This is a genomic window from Rhodococcus (subgen. Prescottella) equi, assembly GCF_003013675.1.
GTDB classification, from domain to species: Bacteria; Actinomycetota; Actinomycetes; order Mycobacteriales; family Mycobacteriaceae; genus Prescottella; species Prescottella equi.
Map to the genome: position 1 here is coordinate 1,892,153 of NZ_CP027793.1, position 22,267 is coordinate 1,914,419.

The following is a 22,267-nucleotide window of genomic DNA, read 5'->3' on the forward strand; positions in this document are numbered from 1 at the left end:
CATTGATCTAAAAGGGGTTCTTCATGGAGCTGAACGAAATTCGGGCCGATCGCGTCGGGGGCGTGCTGCTGGCCACCGCCGCGGGTGACGCGCTCGGTGCCGGATACGAATTCACCACCCCGCGTCCGGACACCGTCATCGACATGATCGGCGGCGGGATCGGAGCGTTCGCACCGGGGGAGTGGACCGACGACACGTCGATGGCGCTCGCCATCGCCGAGGCGGCCGCCACCGGCGTTGACATCTCCACCGTTGCCGGACTGGATGCGGTCGCCGCCCAGTTCGTGCGCTGGTACGACTCCGACCCCGCGGACATCGGGAACCAGACGCGCGCGGTGCTGTCCACGCGCCCCGCCGACGCTGCCGCGATGCGGGAGCGCGCGTGGGCGGTGCCGGGGCGCAAGGGGGGCAACGGCTCGCTGATGCGGACCGCGCCGGTGGCGCTCGCGTTCCTCGACGACGAGGGTCGCTGCGTGCGCGCAGCGCGGGCGATCGGCCTACTCACCCATCACGACGAGCGGGCGGTCGAGGCGTGCGAGATGTGGACGTACGCCATCCGGCACGCCGTGCTGCACGGCACGTTCGACGGCGTGCGCGGCTACCTCGAGATCGCCGACAGCGGCACCCGCGCGTACTGGTCGCCGTTGCTCGACACCGCCGAGACCGGCACGCCCGCGGACTTCCCGAACAACGGTTGGGTCGTCGACGCACTGCTCACGGCGTGGTGGGCGATCGCCGGGACGCCGCAGGGGCCGGAGCAGCTGCCCGCTGCGCTCGAGCGTGCCGTGCGCGCCGGCCACGACACCGACACCACCGCTGCCATCGCGGGCGGTCTGCTCGGTGCCCGGTGGGGCGCGTCGGCGGTGCCGGACCGCTGGCGCGCAATGCTGCACGGCTGGCCGGGCTACCGCGGGGACGACCTGGTCCGGATCGGCCTCGACATCGCGTCACGAACGGCCGTGACCGACACCGTGAACGGAGAACCGAAATGACCGTCATCGACGTCGCCGAGGGCGACATCACCACGTTCCGGACGGATGCGATCGTCAACGCCGCCAACTCGACGCTGCTCGGCGGCGGCGGGGTGGACGGCGCCATCCACCGCCGCGGTGGACCGGCGATTCTCGCCGAGTGCCGCACGCTCCGGTCGACCACGCTGCCCGACGGGCTCGCCGAGGGTGCGGCGGTCGCCACGACCGCCGGAAACCTCGCCGCGTCGTGGGTGATCCACACCGTCGGCCCGCGGTTCTCCCGCCACGAGGACCGGTCGGGCTTGCTGCGCTCCTGCTACACCCGCAGCCTCGCGGTCGCGGACGGGCTCGGCGCGCGGACCGTGGCGTTCCCGCTGATCTCGGCGGGTGCGTTCGGGTGGCCCACTGAAGACGCTGTAAAGCAGGCGGTCTCGGCGATCCGGGCGTCGCGCACCGCCGTCGACGTGGTCACGCTGGTCGCGTTCGAGTCGCACGTCGCGAACCTGATGCGGCGCGCCGCGGGGTGACTCAGGCGTCGTGGCGCAGGCCCTCGTAGTAGCCGCGGATGTGGGCGACGATCCGTTGCTGCGCGAGGGACGCGTCGCCGTTGCGGACCGCCTCGACCAGACCACGGTGCTCGTGCCGCAGCCGGGTGCACGTCGTGGGCCACGCGATCCGGTCCACCCCGCCCACGACGTACGACTCGATCGACGCGCGCAGCCCGGCCATCATCGCGGCGATCACCTGGTTGCCGGCGGCGTCGGCCATCGCGACGTGGAACTGGGCGTCGAGCACGAGGAACTCGTCCGAGCTCAGCGACGGCTCGTCCATCGAATCGAGCAGTTCGACGGCGGTGCTCAGATCGACCGTCGGCTGGGCGGCGAGGGTCCGCATCACCTCGGACTCGAGCACGAGACGGGTCTGCACGACGTCGGAGACCGGGAAGCCGTGCGCCGCGACCTGCATGCGCATCAGCATCGTCATACCGCCGGTGGGGCGGGAGACGATCATGGCGCCCGCGTTGGGGCCGGATCCGGTCTGTGCCTTGAGGAGACCGAGCGCCTCCATGACGCGCAGCGCCTCCCGGACGGACGACCGCCCGACGCCGAGATCGGCGGCGAGGGTGCGTTCGCCCGGGAGGCGCTGTCCCGGTGCGAGCTCGCCCGACACCATCATCTCCTCGACCTTGCTGAGCACGTGCTCCCAGGCGCGCGGGTGCGCCGTGACCAGCAGGTCGGACGGAGTGGGTTCGGACGACATGACACGTCAGCCTAGGCGGTGTCGATCGGGCGTGGTCACGGCAGCATCCAGCTGAGGACCGGGGTGGACTGCAGGTAGACCAGCGTGCACAGGATCACCAGCATGCCGAGGCTGTAGCCGATGACCTTTCGCAGCAGGATCGGCTCGCTGCCCGCCTGCCCCACGGCCGTGGCCGCGATGGTGAGGTTCTGCGGACTCACCAGCTTTCCGACGACGCCGCCGGAGGTGTTGGCGGCCACCAGCAGTGTCGGGTCGATGCCGGCGGTCTGTCCGGCGGTCTGCTGCAGCTTCGCGAACAGGGCGTTGGCGGAGGTGTCGGAGCCGGTGACGGCGGTACCGAGCCAACCCAGCATCGGTGAGAAGAACGCGAAGATCGAGCCGGTCGCGGCCAGCCACGTGCCGATCGCGACGGTCTGGCCGGACTGGTTCATCACGTAGCTCAGTCCGAGGACGGTGGCGACGGTGGCGATCGCGAGCCGCATCTTCACCAGCGTCACGCCGAGGGTCACCACCGACATGCGCGGCGTGAGCGGGAAGCGGCCGTCGTCCGTCCACAGCGCGTACACGATCGTGACGATGACGCCGCAGATCAGCAGCAGTGTGCCGGGATTCGACAACCACGAGAAGGTGTAGATCGCGCTCGAGGCGGGAGCGCCGGTTCCGGTCAGCAGGTTGCCGAACAGGCCCGGCCACTCGATCTTCCGGTCGGTGCCGGACAGCCACTTCGGGATGTCGACGCCGACGGTCCACAGCTTCGCGATGCCGAAGACGACGACCACCAGCAGGTACGGGAACAGAGACATGAACACGCGCGACGGGCTCAGCGCCTCGGCCTCGACCTTCGAACGCTGGTCGTCCGGGGTCTTCGGTGCCCAGAAGCGGAGCATGATCACCGCGGCGGCCAGGCCGGCGAGGGACGCGACGACGTCGGTCAGCTCGTACGAGAAGTGCGCCGAGCACCAGAACTGGGCGAGGGCGAAGACCGCGCCGGTGACCAGGGCGATCGGCCACACCTGCTTCATGCCGCGACGGCCGTCGACCAGGAACAGCAGGAGCAGCGGGACGAACAGGGCCAGGATCGGGGTCTGCCGTCCGACGACGGCGGCGATCTCGGTGGCCGGGATGTCGGTGAGGTTGCCGGCGGTGGTGATCGGAATCGCCATGGCGCCGAAGGCAACCGGTGCCGTGTTGGCAACCAGGACGGTGACCGCGGCACGGATGGGTGGCATGCCGAGGGCGATCAGCATCGCGCCGGTGATCGCGACCGGTGCGCCGAAGCCGGCGAGGGCCTCGAGCATGCCGCCGAAGCAGAAGGCGATCAGCATGGCCTGCACGCGCATGTCGCCGCGGCCGATCGAGTTGAACACCCGCCGCAGGTCCTCGAAGCGTCCGCTCACGACGGTCAGTTCGTAGAACCAGATCGCGGTCACCACGATCCACATCACCGGGAACAGGCCGAACGCGATGCCCTGCAGCGCGGACAGTCCGGTGAGCGACGCCGGCATGTCGAAGCCGATGATCGCGACCAGGGCCGCGGCGGCGAGCGCGCCCAGCCCGGCGTACCAGGCCTTGAGCTTGAAGCCGGCCAGCAGCACGAAGAACGTGGCCAGCGGGACGAGGCCGACCAGCGCCGAGGCGGTGAGGCTGCCGCCGACGGCGTCGGTCGCGGGGGTGAAGGTCACCGCGAGGGTCTCGGTTTCCACATGAAACTCCTGGATTGCGCCGCGGGGATGACGGCGTTCGGGGGCGGGCCGGATATGACCGCTGTGTGGTCAGACCACAGGACCGTACACCATGACCCCGATCACATTCGAGCGCTGCACGAAAGTTGGGGCAGAACCGCGTCAGTTGTTGCGTCAAGGCTGTGACCATGCGTTACTGTGGTCAGACCACACCGACGATCGCCTGGAGAATCGCATGCGAATCGCGCTGTTCGCGACGTGCATGGGGGACACGATGTTCCCGAATGCCGCCAAGTCCACCGCACTGCTGTTGACCCGGTTGGGACACGAGGTCGTGTTCCCACCCGGGCAGACGTGCTGCGGCCAGATGCACGTCAACACCGGCTACCAGCCCGACGCGCTGCCGCTCGTGGCGAACTACGCCGACAACTTCGGCGACGCCTCGATCGACGCCGTCGTCGCGCCGTCGGGGTCGTGCGTCGGGTCGGTGCGGCACCAGCACGAGATCGTCGCCTCCCGCTACGGCACCGCGGCCCTGTGCGGGCAGGTCGAGACCGTGAAGGCGAAGACGTACGAGCTGTCGGAACTGCTCGTCGACGTCCTCGGCGTCACCGACGTGGGCGCCTACTACCCGCACCGCGTCACGTACCACCCCACGTGCCACTCGCTGCGGATGCTCGGTGTGGGCGACAAGCCGCTGCAACTGCTGCGCGCGGTCCGCGAGATCGACCTCGTGGAGCTGCCCGAGGCCGACGCGTGCTGCGGCTTCGGTGGCACGTTCGCGATCAAGAACGCGGAGACGTCGACGGCGATGCTGGCCGACAAGATTCGCAACATCGGCGACACCGGTGCCGAATACTGTTGCGCCAGCGACTCATCGTGTCTGATGCACATCGGCGGCGGGATGTCGCGGCTGCAGATGGGCACCCGGACGGTGCATCTCGCCGAGATCCTGGCCTCGGTCGAGTCCAGCGTGGAGGTGAGCGCATGAGCGACGTCGCACTCGGCCTGCCGGCCTTCCCGCCGCGCGCCCCGAAGGGTGTGGGCTTCCTGCGCGGCACCGAGAAGTTCCCGGCCGCCGCGCACCACGAACTCGCGAACACGCAGCTGCGCAGCAACATCGGCAAGGCCACCCACACGATCCGGGCCAAGCGCCTCGCCGTCACCGGCGAGTTGCCCGACTGGGAGGACCTGCGCGACGCCGGAGCGGCGATCAAGACCGATGTGATGAACCGGCTGCCGGAGCTGCTTGAACAGCTCGAGGCCGCCGTCGTCGCGCGCGGCGGCGTCGTGCACTGGGCGGCCGATGCCAACGAGGCCAACGAGATCGTCACCCGGCTCGTCCGCGAGACCGGCTCCGACGAGGTCATCAAGGTCAAGTCGATGGCCACCCAGGAGATCGAGCTCAACGAGCACCTCGAGGTCAACGGCATCCACGCCTACGAGACGGATCTCGCGGAGCTCATCGTGCAGCTCGGTCACGACAAGCCGTCGCACATCCTGGTGCCCGCGATCCACCGCAACCGTTCGGAGATCCGGGAGATCTTCCTGAAGGAGATGGACGGCGTCGATCCCGCGCTCGACGACAACCCCAAGCACCTCGCGGCCGCCGCGCGGAAGTTCCTGCGGCACAAATTCATGACGGTGCCCGTCGCGATCTCCGGCGCCAACTTCGGCATCGCCGAGACCGGCACGCTCGGCGTCGTCGAGTCCGAGGGCAACGGCCGGATGTGCCTGACACTGCCGCAGACGCTGATCACCGTGATGGGCATCGAGAAGGTGATCCCCACGTACCGGGATCTCGAGGTGTTCCTGCAGTTGCTGCCGCGCTCGTCCACCGGGGAGCGGATGAACCCGTACACGTCGATGTGGACCGGTGTCACGCCCGACGACGGCCCGCAGAACTTCCACCTGGTGCTGCTCGACAACGGCCGCACCGCCGCCCTCGCCGACAGCGTCGGCCGCGAGGCGCTCAACTGCATCCGCTGCTCGGCGTGCCTCAACGTGTGCCCGGTGTACGAGCGCACCGGTGGCCACGCCTACGGCTCCACCTACCCGGGTCCGATCGGTGCGGTCCTCACCCCGCAGCTCGCGGGCATGGACGGCAAGGACGACCCCAACTCGACGCTGCCGTTCGCCTCCAGCCTGTGCGGTGCGTGCTTCGAGGCGTGCCCGGTGAAGATCGACATTCCGTCGCTGCTGGTCGAGCTGCGCCACCAGAAAGTGCAGAAGTCCGGCTTCGGCGCCGAGGCCGCCGCGATGAAGGCGGCGTCGATCGCGATGTCGTCGGCGAAGCGGTTCACGGTGGCGCAGAAGGCTGCCGGGCTCGGACGTGTCGTGGCCGGCAAGAAGGGCAAGATCTCGACACTGCCGCCGCCGCTCAGCGGGTGGACCGACGCCCGCGACATCCCGGCGCCGCCGAAGCAGACGTTCCGGCAGTGGTGGGACTCCGCCGAGGGCCGCGCGGCCATCGCCGACGCACGGAAGGACGGTCAGCGATGAGTTCGCGTGACGTGATCATGGGACGCATCCGCGACGCGCTGACGCTGGCGCCCCCGAAGACCGTCGAGGCTCCGCGCGAGTACCGGACCGGTCGCACGATGCCCGACGCCGACCGCGTGGAGCTGCTGGTCGATCGGTTGGTGGACTACAAGGCCGTGGTGCATCGCAGCACTGTCGCGGAGCTGCCCGACGTGCTTGCCCGCGTCTTGACCGAGGTCGGTGCGCGCCGCGTCGGTGTGCCTGCCGGACTGGACGATTCGTGGCTGTCCCGGTTCGACGGCGTGGTCGTGGTGGACTCGCCGACCGTGCCGGCGCCCCAGCTGGGTGACCTGGACGGTGTCGTCACCGCGTCCGCGGTGTCGTGCGCCGAGACCGGCACCATCTGCCTCGACGGCAGCCCCGACCAGGGCCGTCGCGCCCTGACGCTGGTGCCCGACCTGCACGTGTGCGTGGTGACCGTCGACAGCATCGAAGTAGGCGTGCCCGAGGCTATGGCACGGCTGGTGCCCGAGCGGCCCACCACGATGATCAGTGGGCCGTCGGCGACGTCGGACATCGAACTCGAACGCGTCGAGGGCGTGCACGGTCCGCGGAATCTGCACGTGGTGATCGTGGGACCTACCGAGGCTCTCCACTGACGATCCACACGTGACCGAACGGATCCTTCACTCGGCCTTGGCGTTTGCCGTAGGGGCGATTGTCGACCGGGATCACCAACTCGCCGCCGCGGGTCACCATACGGTCCGCTGTCGCGTCCGGGTCGGGGACGGTGATCATCAGCAGGACGGGTGATCCGCCCGTCGCGGCGGGATCGTTCCATCCCCATTCCGGGACGCTCTGGGCGAGGGCGAACGCGGCCGAGTCGGCCTCGAGTTCGGCATGGTTGACGATGCCGTCGTCGTCGGCCACCCGCATGACGAGTTCGGCGCCCAGCGCGTCCCGGTAGAAGGTGATCGCCGCATCGGCGTCGGATACCAGCAGTTTGGGGAGCAGTTGACTGTTCATGTGCTCCATCGTCACGGCTGAGGGCGGCGCCAGCCTTGTAAATTTCGGCCCTCTTCGCCCAGCCAGGCGGTCGGGGTCGTGTCCATGAGGTCGCGAAAGTCGCGGACCAGGTGACTCTGGTCGTGATAGCCGGAGGCGCTGGCCACGTCGGCCCAGGACGCGGCGCCCGCGCCGGCGCGGTTCACGGCCGCTCCCAGACGCGCCACCCGCGACGCGAACTTGGGGGTGACGCCCAGCGCCTGCCCCATGACGTCCCGCAGTCGTCGAGGGCTCAGGTGCGCGGCGCGCGCCAGCTCGTCGGCCGACATCGTCCCGTCGTGGGCGTCGATCAGCGCAAGGGTTCGGAAGGCGTCATCGTTACCCCAGCTGCGGCGACTCGACGCGAGTTCTTCGAGGAGGCGTCTGCGCACCACCGCTTCACGTTGGTGCGCCGGCCGGTCGGTCAGCTCCTGACGCAGCGAACCCGCCCACGGCAGGACCGCGTCGGCGCTGACCCCGCCCGCATCCAGCTCGCTCGGCGGCATCCCGGTGAGCCGTTGCAGGGCGGGTGCCGTCAACTCGACGTAGACCGTCGGCTGCTGTGGCCGCAACACGGTGGCCGACGTTGCGACTCCGGGTCGCATCAGCCCTGTCAGCACGGCGTTGGTGTGCGTGGTGCGGGCGTCGTAGCGGACCTCGATGGGGGCGCCCAAGCTGACGACGAGGCGGGTGGTCAGCGTCGGAACGGCGCGGTGCACCCGCTCCGGGCCGGAGTGAGTACTGACGGACACCACACCGATGCCCGCGGCACGACAGGCCTGACGGAGATCCACTCCTGCATTGTCACACTTGACGGGGGCTTGGCCCAGGAGTTCGAGCGCGCCCGGCGGGGCTTACCGCTGGAGGTTCCGCACCGCCGCCGTGAAGGCGGGGTGCGGGTCGGTGACGATCACGGCGGAGCCGTCGGGCGTCGCGGTGGCGTGCAGCAGCTTCTGCGGCCTGACGGCTTGAAGCAACAGCACTGCGACTGGCTGCGCGATCAAGCCGGATAGGAAGGCAGTCGTCGCGACGACCCCGCGCAGATCCGCGACCGCGAGGGCCATCGCGACAACGACGAGCACGATCCCAACAGTGGAGACGACTGCCGCCCCGCGCAGGTGTCGGCGTCGTTTCGTCTCGCAGTACTCGCACAACGGCCACTCGGTTCGAACCGCAGGAGCATCGACGAGTCGAGAGAGCGACTTCGAGAGGATCTCCAAGAACCCGCCGAGCAGGTAGCCGCGGACATCGACCCCTATCTTCTGACTGGTCCTCAGCAGTACCGCCACACTGTGTCCGGCAGGAGAACCGTGAACCGCACATACCGCGGGCAGCGGTGCGGCGAGCGTGTGCCGCGGTTCGGTGTCCGGTTCACGGGTGGCCAGCGTGATGGCTGTCCGGTCGGTCGGTATGGAGTCCGCCCCCGCGGATAATTCTGACAACTCGCCCCCCTGGCTACTACTGTCGCGGGGCAGCCTAGCAACAGGTTCGCACCGCTTCCCGAGCCATCGGACTCGTCGGATCGGTGTGATAATGCTTGGCCGATGCCGCACAGTCGCCGACACCGTAGGGAGATCCGCACTTGCTGACGTTGCACCGCGCCGAGAGCGCCGGCACGCTCGCGTCCGCGCTCGCTCAGGTGCTGGTCACGCCCCTTGCGGACCCGTTCGAGCGTGAGGTGATCGCGGTCCCCGCGAAGGGTGTCGAACGCTGGCTGACGCAGCGGCTGTCGCACGTGCTGGGTGCGGGTGATTCCGGCCACGATGGTGTCGCCGCCAACATCGAGTTCCCGTCGCCGAATCGGCTGATCGACCAGGCGCTCGCAGCCGCCACCGGCTACGAGGTCGACGACGACCCGTGGCACCCGTCGCGGATGCTGTGGACGCTGCTGCAGGTGATCGACGACTGCCTGGCCGAGCCGTGGTGCACCGTCCTCGCCCGACATCTCGGTCACGGTGCCGACGACCATCGCGCCGGCCGCCGCTACGGCACCGCCGCGCACCTGGCCGACCTGTTCCGCGCGTACGGCTCGCAGCGCCCGGGGATGCTCGTCGACTGGGCCGCCGGCCGCGACACCGACGGCACGTCGCCGCTCGACGAAGATCTGCTGTGGCAGGCCCAGCTGTGGCGGCGACTGCGCGAGCGGATCGGCAGCCCCAGCCCCGCTGAGCGCCTCGATGGCGCCTGCGCGCGGCTGCGCGACGAGCCGTCCCTCCTCGACCTGCCCGAACGGCTGTCACTGTTCGGTCCGACGCGGCTGGGTACCGACCAGATCGCGGTGCTGTCCGCAATCGGCGCCAATCGCGATGTGCACGTATGGATTCCGCATCCGAGCATCGAGATGTGGGGTGAGCTCGCCGACACCGACCCGCCGCGTCGCAGGGCCGACGACGTGCGCGCGCTCGACGTCGCGCACCCACTGCTGGCGAGTCTCGCCCGCGACGTGCGCGAGCTGCAGTCGCGGCTCGGCGCCGTCGGGATGGTCGACGTGCACCACCCGGGGCCGTCGCGCCCGTCGACGCTGCTCGGGCAGCTGCAGTCCGACATCGCCGCGGACCGGCAGCCGTCGTCGTGGCCGGTCGACGACACCGTCGAGATCCACTCCTGCCACGGCCCGGCCCGGCAGGTGGAGGCGCTGCGGGAACGGCTGCTGCACCTGTTCCAGGACGACCCGACGCTCGAACCGCGCGACGTCGTCGTCATGTGCCCAGACGTCGAGACGTACGCACCGCTGGTGCGCGCCGCGTTCGGGCAGGGCGTCCAGGGGCCGCTCACCCATCCCGGTCACCGGCTGCGGGTGCGACTGGCGGATCGTGCGCTGCACCAGACCAATCCGGTCCTCGGGGTGGTCGCGACACTCCTCGACCTCGCGGACTCCCGCGTCACCGTCAGCCAGGTCCTCGATCTGGCCGCGACCGCGCCGGTGCGCCGACGGTTCCGGTTCGACGACGACAACCTCGAACGCATGCGGGAGTGGACCGTCGCCGCGGGTGCGCGGTGGGGGATCGGCCGTCGCGAGCGCGGCGCGTTCGGGCTCGGCGAGTTCGAACAGAACACCCTCAAGGCGGCGCTCGACCGAATCCTGCTGGGCGCCGCGGCCGACGATGCCGACGGCGAATGGCTCTCGCTCGCTCTGCCGCTCGACGACGTCGAGAGCAACGACATCGACCTCACCGGACGCCTCGCCGAGTACGTGGACCGGCTCGACGTGTCGCTGCGCGGACTCACCGGACCGCAGTCGGCCGAGCAGTGGTCGGCGGCGCTGGCCCGGGCGCTGGACCTGCTCGTCGACGTCGCCGAGGCCGACGCGTGGCAGCTGGGGCAGGCGCGCCGCGAACTGGCCGCGGCCGTCGAGCACGGCGGCGACACGCAGCTCCGGCTCGCGGACGTGCGGGCGATGCTGCGCTCGCGCCTCGCCGGCCGGCCCACCCGCGCCAACTTCCGTACCGGGGAGCTCACGGTGTGCACGATGGTGCCGATGCGCTCCGTCCCGCACCGGGTGGTGGTGCTGCTCGGGCTCGACGACGATGTCTTCCCTCGGGGCACCGGCATCGACGGCGACGACGTGCTGGCCCGCGATCCGCTACTGGGAGAACGGGATCCGCGTAGCGAGGACCGCCAGTTGCTGCTCGACGCCATCATGTCCGCGAGTGAGAGGCTGCTGCTGTTCTACACCGGCGCCGATCCGGTCAACGGTACTGCTCGCCCGCCGGCGGTGCCGCTCGCGGAGCTGCGCGATGTGCTCGCTGCGATGGCCGGGGCGGACGTGGTGCAGCGGCATCCGTTGCAGCCCTTCGATCCCCGCAACTTCGATCCGGTGGGCCCACGCAGCTTCGACCACGCGGCACTCGGCGGTGCCCGCGCGGCGCAGCAGCCGTCGGTCCCGGCGCCCGCGTTCCTGCCGGAACCGCTTCCACCGGTCGAGCCCGGAGACGTCGATCTCGCCGAACTGATCTCGTTCCTGGAGAACCCGATCCAGGGTTTCCTGCGGCAGCGGCTGGGTTTCCGGGTGCCCGACCTCGACGAGGACGTCGCCGACACCCTCGATCTGGAGCTCGACCCGTTGGCGCGGTGGGGGATCGGGGAGCGGATGCTCGGTGCCCGGCTGGCCGGCGCCGATCCGGCGGCGTTCCGGGCCGCGGAGTGGCGGCGTGGCACCTTGCCGCCCGCCCGACTCGGTGACGCCGCGCTCTCGGACATCGAGTGGACGGTGGATTCGCTGGCCCGCGCGTCGGCGCCGGTGCACGCCGGACCGTCCGAGGCCGTCGACATCGACGTGGACCTCGGCGGACGACGCCTGGTCGGCACCGTGGACGGGGTACACGGGGAAGTGATCGCGCGCACCACGTTCTCCCGGTTGGCCCCCAAACATCGGATCGGGGCGTGGGTGCGGTTGCTCGCGGTCACCGCGACGGGACGGTCCGGAAACCTCACCGCCGTCACCACCGGCCGCGGCAGCGGGCGCACCCCGGTGATGCGCTCGACGCTGGCGGCACCGGAGAACGCGGCCGAGATCCTCACTCGGCTGGTGGAGATGCGGGATCGCGGGCTGGTGGAGCCGTTGCCGATGACCGCGGCGTCGTCGGCGGCATACGCGGACCAGCGCTTCCGGGGACGCTCCATCGAGCTGGCACTGGTGGCCGCCGACCGCGCATGGATCGGCGACTTCGGCGACGGCAAGGACCGGCACGCCCGGTTCGTGCACGGGCCGGACGCCGAGCTGGCGGTGCTCACCGCCAAGCCCGCACCGCCCGGGGCGTACGAACCGAGCTGCTTCGGCACCGAGGCCGCGGTGCTGTGGGGGCCGTTGCTCGCGGCCGAGACCCTGGGGGAACCGTGACGGACACCGCGATCATGACCGACACCGCCTTCGACCTGTTCGCGCCGCTGCCGCAGGGCACCACCGTGCTCGAGGCCAGCGCCGGCACCGGCAAGACGTACGCCATCGTCGGGCTCGCGGCCCGCTTCGTCGCCGAGGAGGACATCGACCTCTCGCAGCTGCTGCTGGTCACGTTCAGCCGCGCCGCCACCAAGGAGTTGCGTGAACGCACCCGCGAGCGGTTCGCCTCCGCCGCAGCCGGATTGGCAGACCCGGCCGCGGCCCGCGGCAGCGACGACCCGCTCGTCGCGCACCTGGCCGCCACCGACGACGCCGAGGTCGCGCTGCGGCGCCGACGGCTGATGCAGGCGCTGTCGGACTTCGACGCCGGCACCATCGTCACCACCCACAGCTTCTGCCAGCGCATGCTCGACGGCCTCGGCATCGCTGGGGAGCGCGACCCGGACGCGGTGCTGGTCGAGGAGGCCGAGGACCTGGTCGCCGAGGTGATCGCCGACCTGTTCCTGCACCGCTTCGCCCGCGCAGACTCCCGGACGCTGCGGCCCGCCGACGCCCGCGCTGCCGCCCGGGCCGCGATCTTCGACCCGCAGTCGGTGCTCGCCCCGGAGGACGCCGAGGGCACCCGCGCCGGCGACGCCGTCGCGTTCGCCACCGCGGTCCGGCAGGAGACCCAGCGCCGTAAGCGGCTCGCGGGCATTCGCGATTTCGACGACCTGCCCGCGCTGCTGCACGGCGTGCTCACCGATCCCGACCACGGGGAGGCTGCGTGCCGCCGGGTGCGCGACCGCTACCGCGTGGTGCTGGTCGACGAGTTTCAGGACACCGACCCGCAGCAATGGGGCATCCTGCGCGCGGCGTTCCACGGGCACTCCACGCTGGTGCTGGTTGGCGACCCCAAGCAGGCGATCTACGCGTTCCGCGGCGCGGAGGTGCTCAGCTATCTCGACGCCGTCGGCTCCGCGCACAGCCACCAGGAGCTCACCACCAACTGGCGCAGCGACGCCGATCTGGTTGCCGCACTGGGACATCTGCACGGCGGGGCCGCACTGGGGCACCGCGACATCGTCGTGCATCCGGTGTCCGCGGCCAAGCCGGGGTCGCGGCTACGGGGGGCGGCGCCGCTGCGGCTGCGCTACCTGTGTCGCGCGGGCGCCGGACGACTCAACAACTCCGGCTATCCGGCCGTCGGGGCGCTGCGTTCGCGGGTCGCGGCGGACGTGGCCGCCGACATCGTCGAACTGCTCGGCAGCGGCGCCACGTTGGAACTGAACGGTGTCACGCGGCCAGTCGAACCCGGTGATGTCGCGATCCTCGCCGGCACCAACGCCCAGATCGCGCTGGTGCGTGAGGCCCTGGACCGGGTCGGGGTGCCGTCCGTGCTCGCGGGCGGCACCAGCGTCTTCGAGACGCCCGCCGCCACGCACTGGCTGCAGGTGCTGCAGGCGCTCGAGCAGCCGCACCGCCCCGACCGGGTCCGGCTCGCGGCGCTCACCCCGCTCATCGGCTGGACCGCCGCCGACATCGACGCTCGCAGCGACGAGGTGGTGGCCCGGGTCGGAGGGCAGCTGCGGGAGTTGGCGACGGTGTTCGCGCAGTCCGGGTTCGCGGCGCTGTTCGAGCGGCTCGCCGCCGAGTCCGGGCTCGAGGCGCGGCTGCTCACCATCGTGTCGGGCGAGCGCACGCTCACCGACCTGCGGCACATCGGGCAGCTGCTCGGCGCGGTCGCCGTCGACGAGTCCCTGGGTCTGACTGCGCTCACCGGTTGGCTCACCGACCGCATCAAGGACCCGAAATCCGGTGGAGGCGACCGCAGCCGACGCCTCGACAGCGACGCCGCCGCGGTGCAGATCGCGACCGTGCACGCCAGCAAGGGCCTCGAATACCCGATCGTGTACGTGCCGTTCGGATGGAGCACCGGACGCTACGCCGACCCCAACCGGCTGCTGCTGCACGACGAGCACGGGCGCCGCATCCTCGACATCGGCGGCGAGGGCAGCCCCGGCTACGGCGAACGCCGACGGCAGCGCGACGCCGAGGCCGCGGGCGAGGACCTGCGGCTGTTGTACGTCGCGCTCACCCGCGCCCAGTGCCAGCTGGTGCTGTGGTGGGCGCCCGCGTACTCCACCAACGAGGCGCCGCTGCACCGCATGCTGTTCGGCCGCGAGCCGGGAGAGTCCGACGTCCCGCAGAAGGTCGGCGTGCCCGAGGACCCGATGGTCGCCGAGCAGCTCACCCGCTGGGCGGAGGCCGCGCCGGTGACGGTGGAGGTGCAGGCCGTGGGCGCCGACCCGATCCCGCAGCCGTCGTGGACGCCGCCGCAGGAGGAGACCGGGGAGCTCGCCGCCGCCGTCTTCTCGCGGGTGCTCGACGCCGGCTGGCGGCGGACGTCGTACACGGCGCTCACCGCGTCGGCGCACGAGCATCCGGGTGTCACCAGCGAGGCCGAGGAACCGGAGATCGAGGACGAGCCGGAGGAGCCTGCGCTCATCGCGGCCGCGCCCGCCCTGGGCATCCCGTCGACCATGAACGCCATGCCCTACGGCGCGGTGTTCGGCACCTTGGTGCACGAGATCCTCGAGCACGTCGACACCGCCGCCGACGACCTCGAGGCCGAGCTGGTGCGGCACTGCCGTGAGGCCGTGGCCGCGCGGATGTCGCAGGTCGATCCGGTGGCGCTGGCCGAGGCGCTGCTGCCGGTGCTGCGGACCCCGCTCGCCGGCGGCGGCACCCTCGCCGACATCACCCCGCGAGACCGGCTGCCGGAGTTGGACTTCGAGCTGCCCCTCGCCGGCGGCGACGACCCGGCGGTCCTCACGGTGACGCTGCACCGGATCGTGGACCTGCTGCGCAAGCATCTGCCGCCCGACGACGTCCTCGCGCCGTACGCGGACCGGCTCGCGACGCTGGATCCGACGCCGCTGCGGGGTTATCTCACCGGCAGCATCGACGCGGTGCTGAGGCTGTCGGGGCCGGACGGTCCCCGGTTCGTGATCGTCGACTACAAGACCAACCGGATCGCGCCCGGCGAGGTGACCACCGCCGACTTCACCCGCGAGGCGATGGCCGGGGAGATGATGCGCTCGCACTACCCGCTGCAGGCGCTGCTGTATGCCGTTGCGCTGCACCGGTATCTGCGGTGGCGGCTGCCCGGCTACACCCCGGAGACCCACCTGGGTGGGGTGCAGTACCTGTTCGTGCGCGGCATGGTCGGCCCCGACACCCCGGACGGGGCGGGCGTGTTCGACTGGGATCCGCCCGCCGCGCTGGTGGTGGAACTGTCGGATCTGCTGGCGGCCAGTGTCGAGGAGACCGCATGATCGAGGCACGCGTCGCGCAGCGCGGCAAGGGAGTGCTGCGGGAGTTCAACGAGGCCGGGGTGCTCGAGGCCGCCGACGTGCACGTCGCGCTGCGGCTCGCGACGCTCAGCGGGGAGACCCGCGAGCCCGTGCACCTGGCGACGGCGCTGGCGGTGCGGGCGGTGCGATCGGGCTCGGTGTGCCTGGACCTGAGCCGGATTCGGGAGGTGACGGTCGACGAGGAGTTCGAGGTCGACCCCGCGGCGCTGCCGTGGCCCGACGACGCCGTCGTCGCCGAGGGGCTGGCGTCGAGCCCGCTGGTGGTCGGCGGACAGGCCGGGCCGCTGCGGCCGCTGCGGCTGGTGGACGGGCTGCTGTACCTGGACCGGTACTACCGGCAGGAACAGACCGTGCGCCGGATCCTGGACGAGCGCGCGCACGGGCACCCGAAAGTCGACGAAGACCTGCTGCGGGCCGGACTGGACGAGTTGTTCCGGGACTTCGCCGACCCGTCGCGGCCCTCGGACGCCCCGGACCGGCAGCGCATCGCGGCGGCCGTCGCGGCCACGCACTGGACGTCGGTGATCGCCGGCGGTCCGGGCACCGGCAAGACGCACACCGTGGCCCGGGTGCTGGCGCTGCTCGAGCGGCAGCAGCCGGGACTGCGGATCGGGCTGGCGGCGCCCACCGGCAAGGCGGCGGCGCGGCTGCAGGAGTCGGTGCGTGAGCAGGCCGACGCGGTGCGGCTGCGGGCGGACCTGTCGGCGATGACGCTGCACCGGATGCTCGGCTGGCAGCGGGGGACCAGCCGGTTCCGGTTCAACGAGACCAACCATCTGCCGTACGACGTGATCGTGGTGGACGAGACGTCGATGGTGTCGCTGACGATGATGTGTCGGCTGCTCGAGGCGGTGCGCCCGGAGGCGCGCCTGGTGCTGGTCGGCGACCCGGACCAGTTGACGTCGGTGGACGCCGGCGCGGTGCTCGCGGACCTCGTCGCGCGGCCGGTGACCGGGGTGGAGAACCCGGTGCTGGCGAGGGTGGTGGGCGCGGACCTGTCGGCGTCGGACGATCCGGCCGAGGCGGCGTTGAGTGCGTCGGAGCGGGACCGGTTGCGGGGCGGTGTGATTCGACTCAGCCGCGGCCGCCGGTTCGGCGGCGCAATCGCGCAGCTGGCGGTGTCGGTGCGGGACGGCGATGAGGATCGCACGCTCGAGATTCTGCGCAGCGGGGCGGCGGACGTGTCGTTCGTCGACCCCGAGGATCTGGCGGGGCTGCGCGCCGATGTGGTGTCGACGTCGGCGGAGGTGACGGCCGCGGCCCTCGCCGGTGACGCTGCGGGCGCGGTGCGGGCGTCGGAGAAGCACCGACTGCTGTGCGCGCATCGGGAGGGCCCGTTCGGAGCGTCGTGGTGGGCCCGCAACGCGATGACGTGGATCGGCGAGGCAACGGGGGGCCGGCTGGATCCGGAGCGCTGGTATGCGGGGCAGCCGCTGATGGTGACCGCGAACGACCACGAGATGCGGATCTACAACGGTGACACCGGGGTTGTGGTCGAGGGCTCGGATGGTGACTTGGTCGCCGCCTTCGCGCGCGGCGAGGAGCCCTATCTGGTGCACCTGAGCCACCTGGCGTCGGTACAGACGGTGTACGCCATGACGATTCACCGCAGCCAGGGCAGCCAGTACGACGTGGTCTCGGTGATCCTGCCGGGTGAGGAGTCGTCGCTGCTCACCCGGGAACTGCTCTACACCGCCATCACCCGTGCACGGACGCATGTGCGGATCGTGGGGACGGAGGCGGCCGTTCGCGCTGCCGTGGGGCGGCGGGTCCTGCGGGCGAGTGGGTTGCGGCGGGGCTGAGCCCTAGTGCTCCTCGGTGCGCTCGCGGAGCGGGTTTCGTTCGGCGCCCATCGCGACCGCGACGCGCGCATAATCCGGGTGTGGGTTGTCGATGATCAGGCGCGTGCCGTCCTCGCTGACAGTCGCACGGGCGAACTCGTTGATCCATCGCGCGGACGCGGCGGTGATCACCAGCATGCCAAGGCCTGCGAAAAGCGAAAGGGCTACGAGACCGTCTTGTGAGGACTCGGCCAGCGTCATCGGCACGGCGATCAGCAGGAACAGCGCGACCACGAGCAGCGCCACGGACCGGGCACGTCGTAGGCGGAGCCAGGCTCGGCATCTGGCGCAGCCATGCGTTGTGACGGTGGTCGAGTAGGCCGTCGCCAGGCGGTTCACTTGTCGGAAGATCCGGTCCGAGGTGAACACGAGATCGTGCAGTAGTTGCGATCGACGTGACTTGCGATCGAAGTCGGTCGTGGGCCGCGAGTAGCACCGGAAAAGTTTCGACCACGTGCCCGGTTCGCCGTGTGCCACGCAGAGTTCGGGCATCGGGACTGCGACGAATCGCATGACCTTGCGTGCCTGGGCTCGATCTTTCCATCGGCCGAGTTCGTCTTCAGACCCTGCTCGTAGCGGGAACGCGACCTGGTCCGTCGTTGAGGGAGCCACGATCGGTATGCATAGTCTCCTGTCGTGGCTCAGCACAAGTCTTCACGGGGCGGGGCCTGATTTACGGGCTGGGTCGGCTCCGGGTGGGACAGCAATTTTGGGTCACATTCGTTCTGTACAAAACGCTCGACTTTGTACCGTTCGCTCCGCGTTCGCACAAGTGCGCCAGATTCCGTCCTGCTGCGAGGGAACCGATCCGTGCCGGCGCGCATCAAACCAGGTACTCAACAGTTCTGGGGGAGCGCCTATGGGTTACGCGACGATGTTCACCGGGGAGATTCACGTCGATCCACCGCTGAACGAGGCAGAGCGGGAATACCTTCGGCAGTTCAGTGAGTCGCGCCGGATGGCGAGTCCACGCGGGCTGTACGCGTTGGATCCGGCGGCTGCTGCCCGGAAGACCAATAGGCCGCCGGCAGACCAGCCAGGGTGGTGGTGCCCGTGGGTGCCCAGCGAGGATGGCTCCCGGCTGGTGTGGGACGGGCACGAGAAGATCTACCGTTCGTCCGATTGGATGAGCTATCTGATCGATACGTTCCTCAGGTCGGGCGCCCGTGTGCAGCGTGAACTCGAAGATCCGATGCCGGGGCGTGTGTATCCCGAAGGCCTGCAGCAGTTCACGTTCAATCATTCGATGTACGGGACGGTGCTGGCGATGCGGCAGGACGGTGCATCATGGCGGATCGAGGTGGGGAACAACGAGGTGACGGTCGTGGAGACGTCTGGGCCGGCGCCGAGCGAGTTCGTGCTGTTCGTGTTGCGGTGGGCGACGTTGTTCGAGCTCGATCGGGAGTTCGACGCGGCATTCGACCTCCGGTAGTTCGAGGAGGGATAAATTGCACGCGAAAAGACCCCCGCGCAAGTGGAGGCCTGTGTACGCGATCTGTTCCGGGAGGCGGTGCGCGGTGACGTTGCCGACGAAGAGGTGCTCTTCTCCTGGCAGACGAGCCGATTGGTCTGTCCGTCACCGTATGCGCGAGAGACATTCGGATCGGTCTGCTCGCCGAACAGGCGCTTCCGGACGTCGAGGGCCTGTTCGGACTGGTGCAGCAGTTGGCGCGCGCGATCACGAAGCGGATCGGCTGGATCGCCCAGGACCCCGCCCAGCGGGTCGCATTGAGGCCCACCGACCGGTTCCGCGACCGGGCGATCGCGCTGATCCGCGGCTTCACCGAGGGACCGGACGGGAGACGGGCGTGGAACGCGGTATGGCCGGACCGGTCAGTACGCCTCGAACCGTGCCTCGACATCGGCCGTAATACGAAGAGGCTCCGGTGCCAACTTGACCGTGGGGAGTTCGGTGTCCTGGACGGCTGCCGACGCCGCCATCGCCCGCATGGTGGGCGCGCCGAAATCGGGTCGCTGCCCTGCATTCAGCATGCCCGGGTCGGCCAGGGCGACGGCCTCGATGCGCTTGCAGCCCAGGCTGCGGGTGTAGCCCTTCGCCTTGGCGAGCGCGTCCTGGGCCGCGAGGTCCCGGACCCGCGCCACCGCCTTCGCGTTGGCCTTGCGGGTGAGCTTCCACTCCAGATGCGTGATGTTGACTCCCTCGATCGCCGATGCCCGGTCGACGAACGAGGCGACGGCGTCGAGATCGCGGAACGTCACGGCTGCAGTGGCCGTCGACCGGTAGTTCCAGGGCAGCTTCTTGCCCTGCGGGTGATACGGGCGGTAGCGGGAGTGTTGCACCTGATCGAGGGACCAGCGGCGCAGCGGCCGGCCAGCGTCCTTCTCGAGCGAACCGACGAGTTGCGTGAGAGCGGCGGCTGACGAGATCGCGGCGTCGGCCGCCTCGGCGCGGGTGGCGGCGTCGAACTCGATGTTCAGATGGACCACAGCGCGATTGGGCGGGACCGGGCGTTCGGCGTGGCCGGTGACGGTGATCGTGACGGGATTGGTCGGCATGAGGCCAGTGTCCCCGAGAAGTGCTGCAGGGGCTTCAGAACAGGGTCGGCTCGGCGCGGGCGCCGCTGCGTGCCTCCTGCACGCGGGCGTTCCAGCGTTGGACCAACCACATCTCGATCAGCTCCGGGTCGGTGCCCAGCTGCATCGCCCAGGCGCTGAGCAGTTGCAGATAGCGGTCGTAGCGGCGGAGTGTGAACCCGCTGACCGATGGCTCCTCGAGCCAGCCCTCATGAATGAGCGTCGAGACGCCGTGCTGGTCGATCAGCTGGGCGCGGACGCCGTCGCGTCGCACACCGACCGCCCACATGAACAGCGCCATCAGCGGCACCCCGACGCCAGGCATGTCCGGCCAGCCCGACCACGCGTCGCCCGACTGCTCGGGGATCCGCTTGTCCTTGGCACACCGGTCGAGCACGTTCTTGATCTTGGCGAGCGGATCGCGCTCGGCGTAGGGGTTGAAGACGTCGGGCAGGCGGCGGGTGGCGCGGCGGCTCCGGTGCGCGCTGCGCCAGGCCGCGCACAGGAAAAGGAGGCCGAGGGCGTCGTGGTCGGAGTCGACCAGTTCGCTCCCGAGTTGCAGGTCGTTGCGTTGGACGACGGCGACGCCGCGGTCGACCACCCGACCGTCGAGATCCCGTCCGTGCAGGACGATCTGGTGCCCGTGCTCGCGCAGGTGGTAGTTCCACCAGTCGAGGTCGACGTGCGCGCTGTCGTCGAGGACGTGCAGCGGATAGGCGCGGGCGCGGCACCACTGCACGCTGGCCTCCGGTGGCGTGAACCCGTCGTCGAGCAGATGCATGTGGCGATGATTGCACCAGGTACCGACAGCGGCGGGGCGCGACACGGTGGCACCCCGGACTATGCGGGCATACCTTTGACGGTGAGGGCTCGATCGCGAGTGGCTACGCGAGGCGACCGGGCCCTCGCAGGTGACCGCTGATGGCTGCATTGGGTGTGTTAGCGCTGGTAGTGGGCGTGCTGCTGATCGTGATCGAGGCGCACGTTCCGACCTACGGTGCGCTCGGTGTGGCCGGCACCCTGCTGGCCGGGACCGGGGCGTGGTTGCTGTTCACGTCCGGAGGACTCGGACTCGAGATTGCACTGCCCGTGACGCTGGGTGTGGGTGTCGTCGGACTCGGCGCGGTCGCCGTCACCGGTCGGAAGGTGCTGAGCGCGCGTCGAGAACCCGTGCGGACCGGCGCGCAGTCACTCGTCGGATCCGAGGCGCTGGTCCGCAGCTGGGACGGACGCCAGGGGCAGGTCGAGCTGGGCGGCGAATTGTGGCGCGCGCGAATGGAGTTCGGCTACACCGACACACCGGGCGCGGGGGAGTCCGTCGTCGTCGAGGGGGTGCGTGGACTCACGCTGAGCGTGCGTCGTCGTGAACCGTGGGAGTTGCCATGTTGACCACCATCATTCTGGCCGTCATCGTCGTCGCGCTGCTCGCGGTGATCGTCGCGTCGGCCGCCGTCCGGGTGCTGCGCGAGTACGAGCGGGGTGTGCTGTTTCGGCTCGGACGGCTCGTCGACCTGCGCGGTCCGGGGCTGGTGTTGCTGATTCCGGCGGTTGACCGGATGGTGCGGGTAAGCCTGCGGACGGTCACGCTGAACGTGCCGATGCAGGAGGTGATCACCCGGGACAACGTGCCGGTGAAGGTCACCGCCGTCGCGTACTTCCGGGTGGTGGACGCGGACCGGGCGATCGTAGGGGTGGAGGACTACTTCGCGGCGACGTCGCAGATCGCGCAGACGACGTTGCGGTCGGTGCTCGGCAAGGCCGAGCTGGACTCGCTGCTCGCCGAGCGGGAGCGGCTCAACGAGGACCTGCAGAAGGTGATCGACCAGCAAACCGAGCCGTGGGGCGTGAAGGTCACCACGGTGGAGATCAAGGACGTGGAGATTCCGCGGGACATGCAGCGGGCCATCGCGCGGCAGGCGGAGGCCGAGCGCGAGCGGCGCGCCAAGATCATCAATGCCGAGGCGGAGTTCCAGGCGTCGGCGCGGCTCGCCGAGGCCGCGGACATCATCAGCCGGAACCCGACCACCCTGCAGTTGCGTTACCTGCAGACGCTGGGGGAGCTGGGTGGGGAGAGCACGTCGACGGTGGTGTTTCCGGTGCCGATCGATCTGGTGCGGCCTTTTCTGGCGGGGGACTCGGTGCCGGCGCCTTCGACGAGCAAGGACAGGCCCGCGTTGCGGGGGCGGACCGACATGGAGTCGCTCATCGCCGGCTGGACGTCGGTGCGGGCCGACGCCCAGCGGGCGACTAAGTAGCG

General features: G+C 70.3%; 19 protein-coding genes. 11 read left to right on the forward strand and 8 right to left on the reverse strand.

Translation table 11 applies throughout. The annotated features are described in order from the left end of the window. Nucleotides 1-23: 23 nt before the first annotated feature. Together C7H75_RS09040 and C7H75_RS09045 are read left to right on the forward strand one after the other, a co-directional pair. On the forward strand, nt 24-992 hold the full coding sequence (locus C7H75_RS09040; protein ID WP_081185388.1) for an ADP-ribosylglycohydrolase family protein: 969 nt from the start codon (nt 24-26) through the stop codon (nt 990-992). Continuing rightward, nucleotides 989-1,498 carry an O-acetyl-ADP-ribose deacetylase gene (locus C7H75_RS09045; RefSeq protein WP_084870831.1) on the forward strand — a complete coding sequence of 170 codons (510 nt, stop codon included), beginning with the start codon at nt 989-991 and terminating at the stop codon, nt 1,496-1,498. The genes C7H75_RS09040 and C7H75_RS09045 overlap by 4 nt, the downstream gene beginning before the upstream one ends. A gap of 1 nt (nt 1,499) precedes the next feature. On the opposite strand, the gene C7H75_RS09050 is transcribed toward C7H75_RS09045, so the two are convergent. Together C7H75_RS09050 and C7H75_RS09055 are read right to left on the reverse strand one after the other, a co-directional pair. After that, a complete protein-coding gene (locus C7H75_RS09050; protein ID WP_005514202.1) occupies nt 1,500-2,231 on the reverse strand; it encodes a FadR/GntR family transcriptional regulator in 732 nt (243 codons plus the stop codon). 35 nt (nt 2,232-2,266) lie between these two features. Further along, nucleotides 2,267-3,934, reverse strand: a complete 1,668-nt coding sequence (locus tag C7H75_RS09055) for an L-lactate permease (RefSeq protein WP_064079214.1) — start codon at nt 3,932-3,934, stop codon at nt 2,267-2,269. A gap of 214 nt (nt 3,935-4,148) precedes the next feature. Here C7H75_RS09055 and C7H75_RS09060 point away from each other — a divergent pair, with 214 nt between their 5' ends. From C7H75_RS09060 to C7H75_RS09070, 3 genes are read left to right on the forward strand one after another with little or no spacing between them, the layout of a single operon-like run. Beyond that, entirely contained in the window at nt 4,149-4,904 is a 756-nt protein-coding gene (locus C7H75_RS09060; RefSeq protein WP_022595031.1) for a (Fe-S)-binding protein, read from the forward strand. After that, nucleotides 4,901-6,415 carry a LutB/LldF family L-lactate oxidation iron-sulfur protein gene (locus tag C7H75_RS09065; protein WP_106851243.1) on the forward strand — a complete coding sequence of 505 codons (1,515 nt, stop codon included), beginning with the start codon at nt 4,901-4,903 and terminating at the stop codon, nt 6,413-6,415. The genes C7H75_RS09060 and C7H75_RS09065 overlap by 4 nt, the downstream gene beginning before the upstream one ends. Continuing rightward, nucleotides 6,412-7,053: a LutC/YkgG family protein gene (locus C7H75_RS09070; protein ID WP_106851244.1), complete on the forward strand. Its 642-nt coding sequence runs from the start codon at nt 6,412-6,414 to the stop codon at nt 7,051-7,053. Before C7H75_RS09065 ends, C7H75_RS09070 begins: the two co-directional genes overlap by 4 nt. On the opposite strand, the gene C7H75_RS09075 is transcribed toward C7H75_RS09070, so the two are convergent. Genes C7H75_RS09075 through C7H75_RS25715 form a run of 3 tightly spaced genes read right to left on the reverse strand, consistent with a single transcriptional unit; the run spans nt 7,034 to nt 8,520 of the window. Next, nucleotides 7,034-7,420 carry a VOC family protein gene (locus C7H75_RS09075; protein ID WP_233281884.1) on the reverse strand — a complete coding sequence of 129 codons (387 nt, stop codon included), beginning with the start codon at nt 7,418-7,420 and terminating at the stop codon, nt 7,034-7,036. The two genes, C7H75_RS09070 and C7H75_RS09075, sit on opposite strands and share 20 nt — an antisense overlap. 11 nt (nt 7,421-7,431) lie before the next feature. Further along, complete coding sequence (locus C7H75_RS09080) at nt 7,432-8,232, reverse strand: helix-turn-helix domain-containing protein (RefSeq protein WP_084969632.1); 801 nt, start codon at nt 8,230-8,232, stop codon at nt 7,432-7,434. Between the two features lie 60 nt (nt 8,233-8,292). Continuing rightward, nucleotides 8,293-8,520, reverse strand: coding sequence for a hypothetical protein (locus C7H75_RS25715; protein ID WP_139810843.1), 228 nt, complete (start codon nt 8,518-8,520; stop codon nt 8,293-8,295). 500 nt (nt 8,521-9,020) lie between these two features. On the opposite strand from C7H75_RS25715, the gene recC reads away from it, so the two are divergent. Genes recC through recD form a run of 3 tightly spaced genes read left to right on the forward strand, consistent with a single transcriptional unit; the run spans nt 9,021 to nt 17,436 of the window. Beyond that, complete coding sequence (recC, locus tag C7H75_RS09090) at nt 9,021-12,278, forward strand: exodeoxyribonuclease V subunit gamma (RefSeq protein ID WP_084848453.1); 3,258 nt, start codon at nt 9,021-9,023, stop codon at nt 12,276-12,278. Between the two features lie 14 nt (nt 12,279-12,292). Beyond that, complete coding sequence (locus tag C7H75_RS09095; RefSeq protein ID WP_084848496.1) at nt 12,293-15,595, forward strand: UvrD-helicase domain-containing protein; 3,303 nt, start codon at nt 12,293-12,295, stop codon at nt 15,593-15,595. Continuing rightward, nucleotides 15,592-17,436, forward strand: coding sequence for an exodeoxyribonuclease V subunit alpha (recD, locus tag C7H75_RS09100; protein WP_106851246.1), 1,845 nt, complete (start codon nt 15,592-15,594; stop codon nt 17,434-17,436). The genes C7H75_RS09095 and recD overlap by 4 nt, the downstream gene beginning before the upstream one ends. A gap of 3 nt (nt 17,437-17,439) precedes the next feature. On the opposite strand, the gene C7H75_RS25720 is transcribed toward recD, so the two are convergent. Then, complete coding sequence (locus C7H75_RS25720; protein ID WP_081185398.1) at nt 17,440-17,721, reverse strand: hypothetical protein; 282 nt, start codon at nt 17,719-17,721, stop codon at nt 17,440-17,442. Nucleotides 17,722-18,334: 613 nt separating this feature from the next. On the opposite strand from C7H75_RS25720, the gene C7H75_RS25725 reads away from it, so the two are divergent. Continuing rightward, a complete protein-coding gene (locus tag C7H75_RS25725) occupies nt 18,335-18,907 on the forward strand; it encodes a hypothetical protein (protein ID WP_159025981.1) in 573 nt (190 codons plus the stop codon). 401 nt (nt 18,908-19,308) lie between these two features. Here C7H75_RS25725 and C7H75_RS09115 read toward each other — a convergent pair whose 3' ends face one another. Next, nucleotides 19,309-19,992, reverse strand: a complete 684-nt coding sequence (locus C7H75_RS09115) for an SIMPL domain-containing protein (protein WP_106851249.1) — start codon at nt 19,990-19,992, stop codon at nt 19,309-19,311. Nucleotides 19,993-20,026: 34 nt separating this feature from the next. Next, nucleotides 20,027-20,791 (reverse strand): 8-oxoguanine DNA glycosylase OGG fold protein, encoded by a 765-nt coding sequence (locus C7H75_RS09120; protein WP_106851250.1) that lies wholly within the window; start codon nt 20,789-20,791, stop codon nt 20,027-20,029. A 140-nt stretch (nt 20,792-20,931) separates the two neighbouring features. On the opposite strand from C7H75_RS09120, the gene C7H75_RS09125 reads away from it, so the two are divergent. Both C7H75_RS09125 and C7H75_RS09130 read left to right on the forward strand, forming a co-directional pair. Continuing rightward, nucleotides 20,932-21,399 (forward strand): NfeD family protein, encoded by a 468-nt coding sequence (locus C7H75_RS09125; protein WP_106851251.1) that lies wholly within the window; start codon nt 20,932-20,934, stop codon nt 21,397-21,399. Beyond that, nucleotides 21,396-22,265 carry a slipin family protein gene (locus C7H75_RS09130; RefSeq protein ID WP_233281916.1) on the forward strand — a complete coding sequence of 290 codons (870 nt, stop codon included), beginning with the start codon at nt 21,396-21,398 and terminating at the stop codon, nt 22,263-22,265. Before C7H75_RS09125 ends, C7H75_RS09130 begins: the two co-directional genes overlap by 4 nt. Nucleotides 22,266-22,267: the final 2 nt, after the last annotated feature.

Bases quoted from the DNA above. Each gene is read 5' to 3' on its own strand.
- C7H75_RS09040 (WP_081185388.1), top strand. From the start codon at position 24: ATGGAGCTGAACGAAATTCGGGCCGATCGCGTCGGGGGCGTGCTGCTG.
- C7H75_RS09045 (WP_084870831.1), top strand. From the start codon at position 989: ATGACCGTCATCGACGTCGCCGAGGGCGACATCACCACGTTCCGGACG.
- C7H75_RS09050 (WP_005514202.1), bottom strand. From the start codon at position 2,231: ATGTCGTCCGAACCCACTCCGTCCGACCTGCTGGTCACGGCGCACCCG.
- C7H75_RS09060 (WP_022595031.1), top strand. From the start codon at position 4,149: ATGCGAATCGCGCTGTTCGCGACGTGCATGGGGGACACGATGTTCCCG.
- C7H75_RS09065 (WP_106851243.1), top strand. From the start codon at position 4,901: ATGAGCGACGTCGCACTCGGCCTGCCGGCCTTCCCGCCGCGCGCCCCG.
- C7H75_RS09070 (WP_106851244.1), top strand. From the start codon at position 6,412: ATGAGTTCGCGTGACGTGATCATGGGACGCATCCGCGACGCGCTGACG.
- C7H75_RS09075 (WP_233281884.1), bottom strand. From the start codon at position 7,420: ATGAACAGTCAACTGCTCCCCAAACTGCTGGTATCCGACGCCGATGCG.
- C7H75_RS09095 (WP_084848496.1), top strand. From the start codon at position 12,293: ATGACCGACACCGCCTTCGACCTGTTCGCGCCGCTGCCGCAGGGCACC.
- recD (WP_106851246.1), top strand. From the start codon at position 15,592: ATGATCGAGGCACGCGTCGCGCAGCGCGGCAAGGGAGTGCTGCGGGAG.
- C7H75_RS25725 (WP_159025981.1), top strand. From the start codon at position 18,335: ATGGGTTACGCGACGATGTTCACCGGGGAGATTCACGTCGATCCACCG.
- C7H75_RS09115 (WP_106851249.1), bottom strand. From the start codon at position 19,992: ATGCCGACCAATCCCGTCACGATCACCGTCACCGGCCACGCCGAACGC.
- C7H75_RS09120 (WP_106851250.1), bottom strand. From the start codon at position 20,791: ATGCATCTGCTCGACGACGGGTTCACGCCACCGGAGGCCAGCGTGCAG.
- C7H75_RS09125 (WP_106851251.1), top strand. From the start codon at position 20,932: ATGGCTGCATTGGGTGTGTTAGCGCTGGTAGTGGGCGTGCTGCTGATC.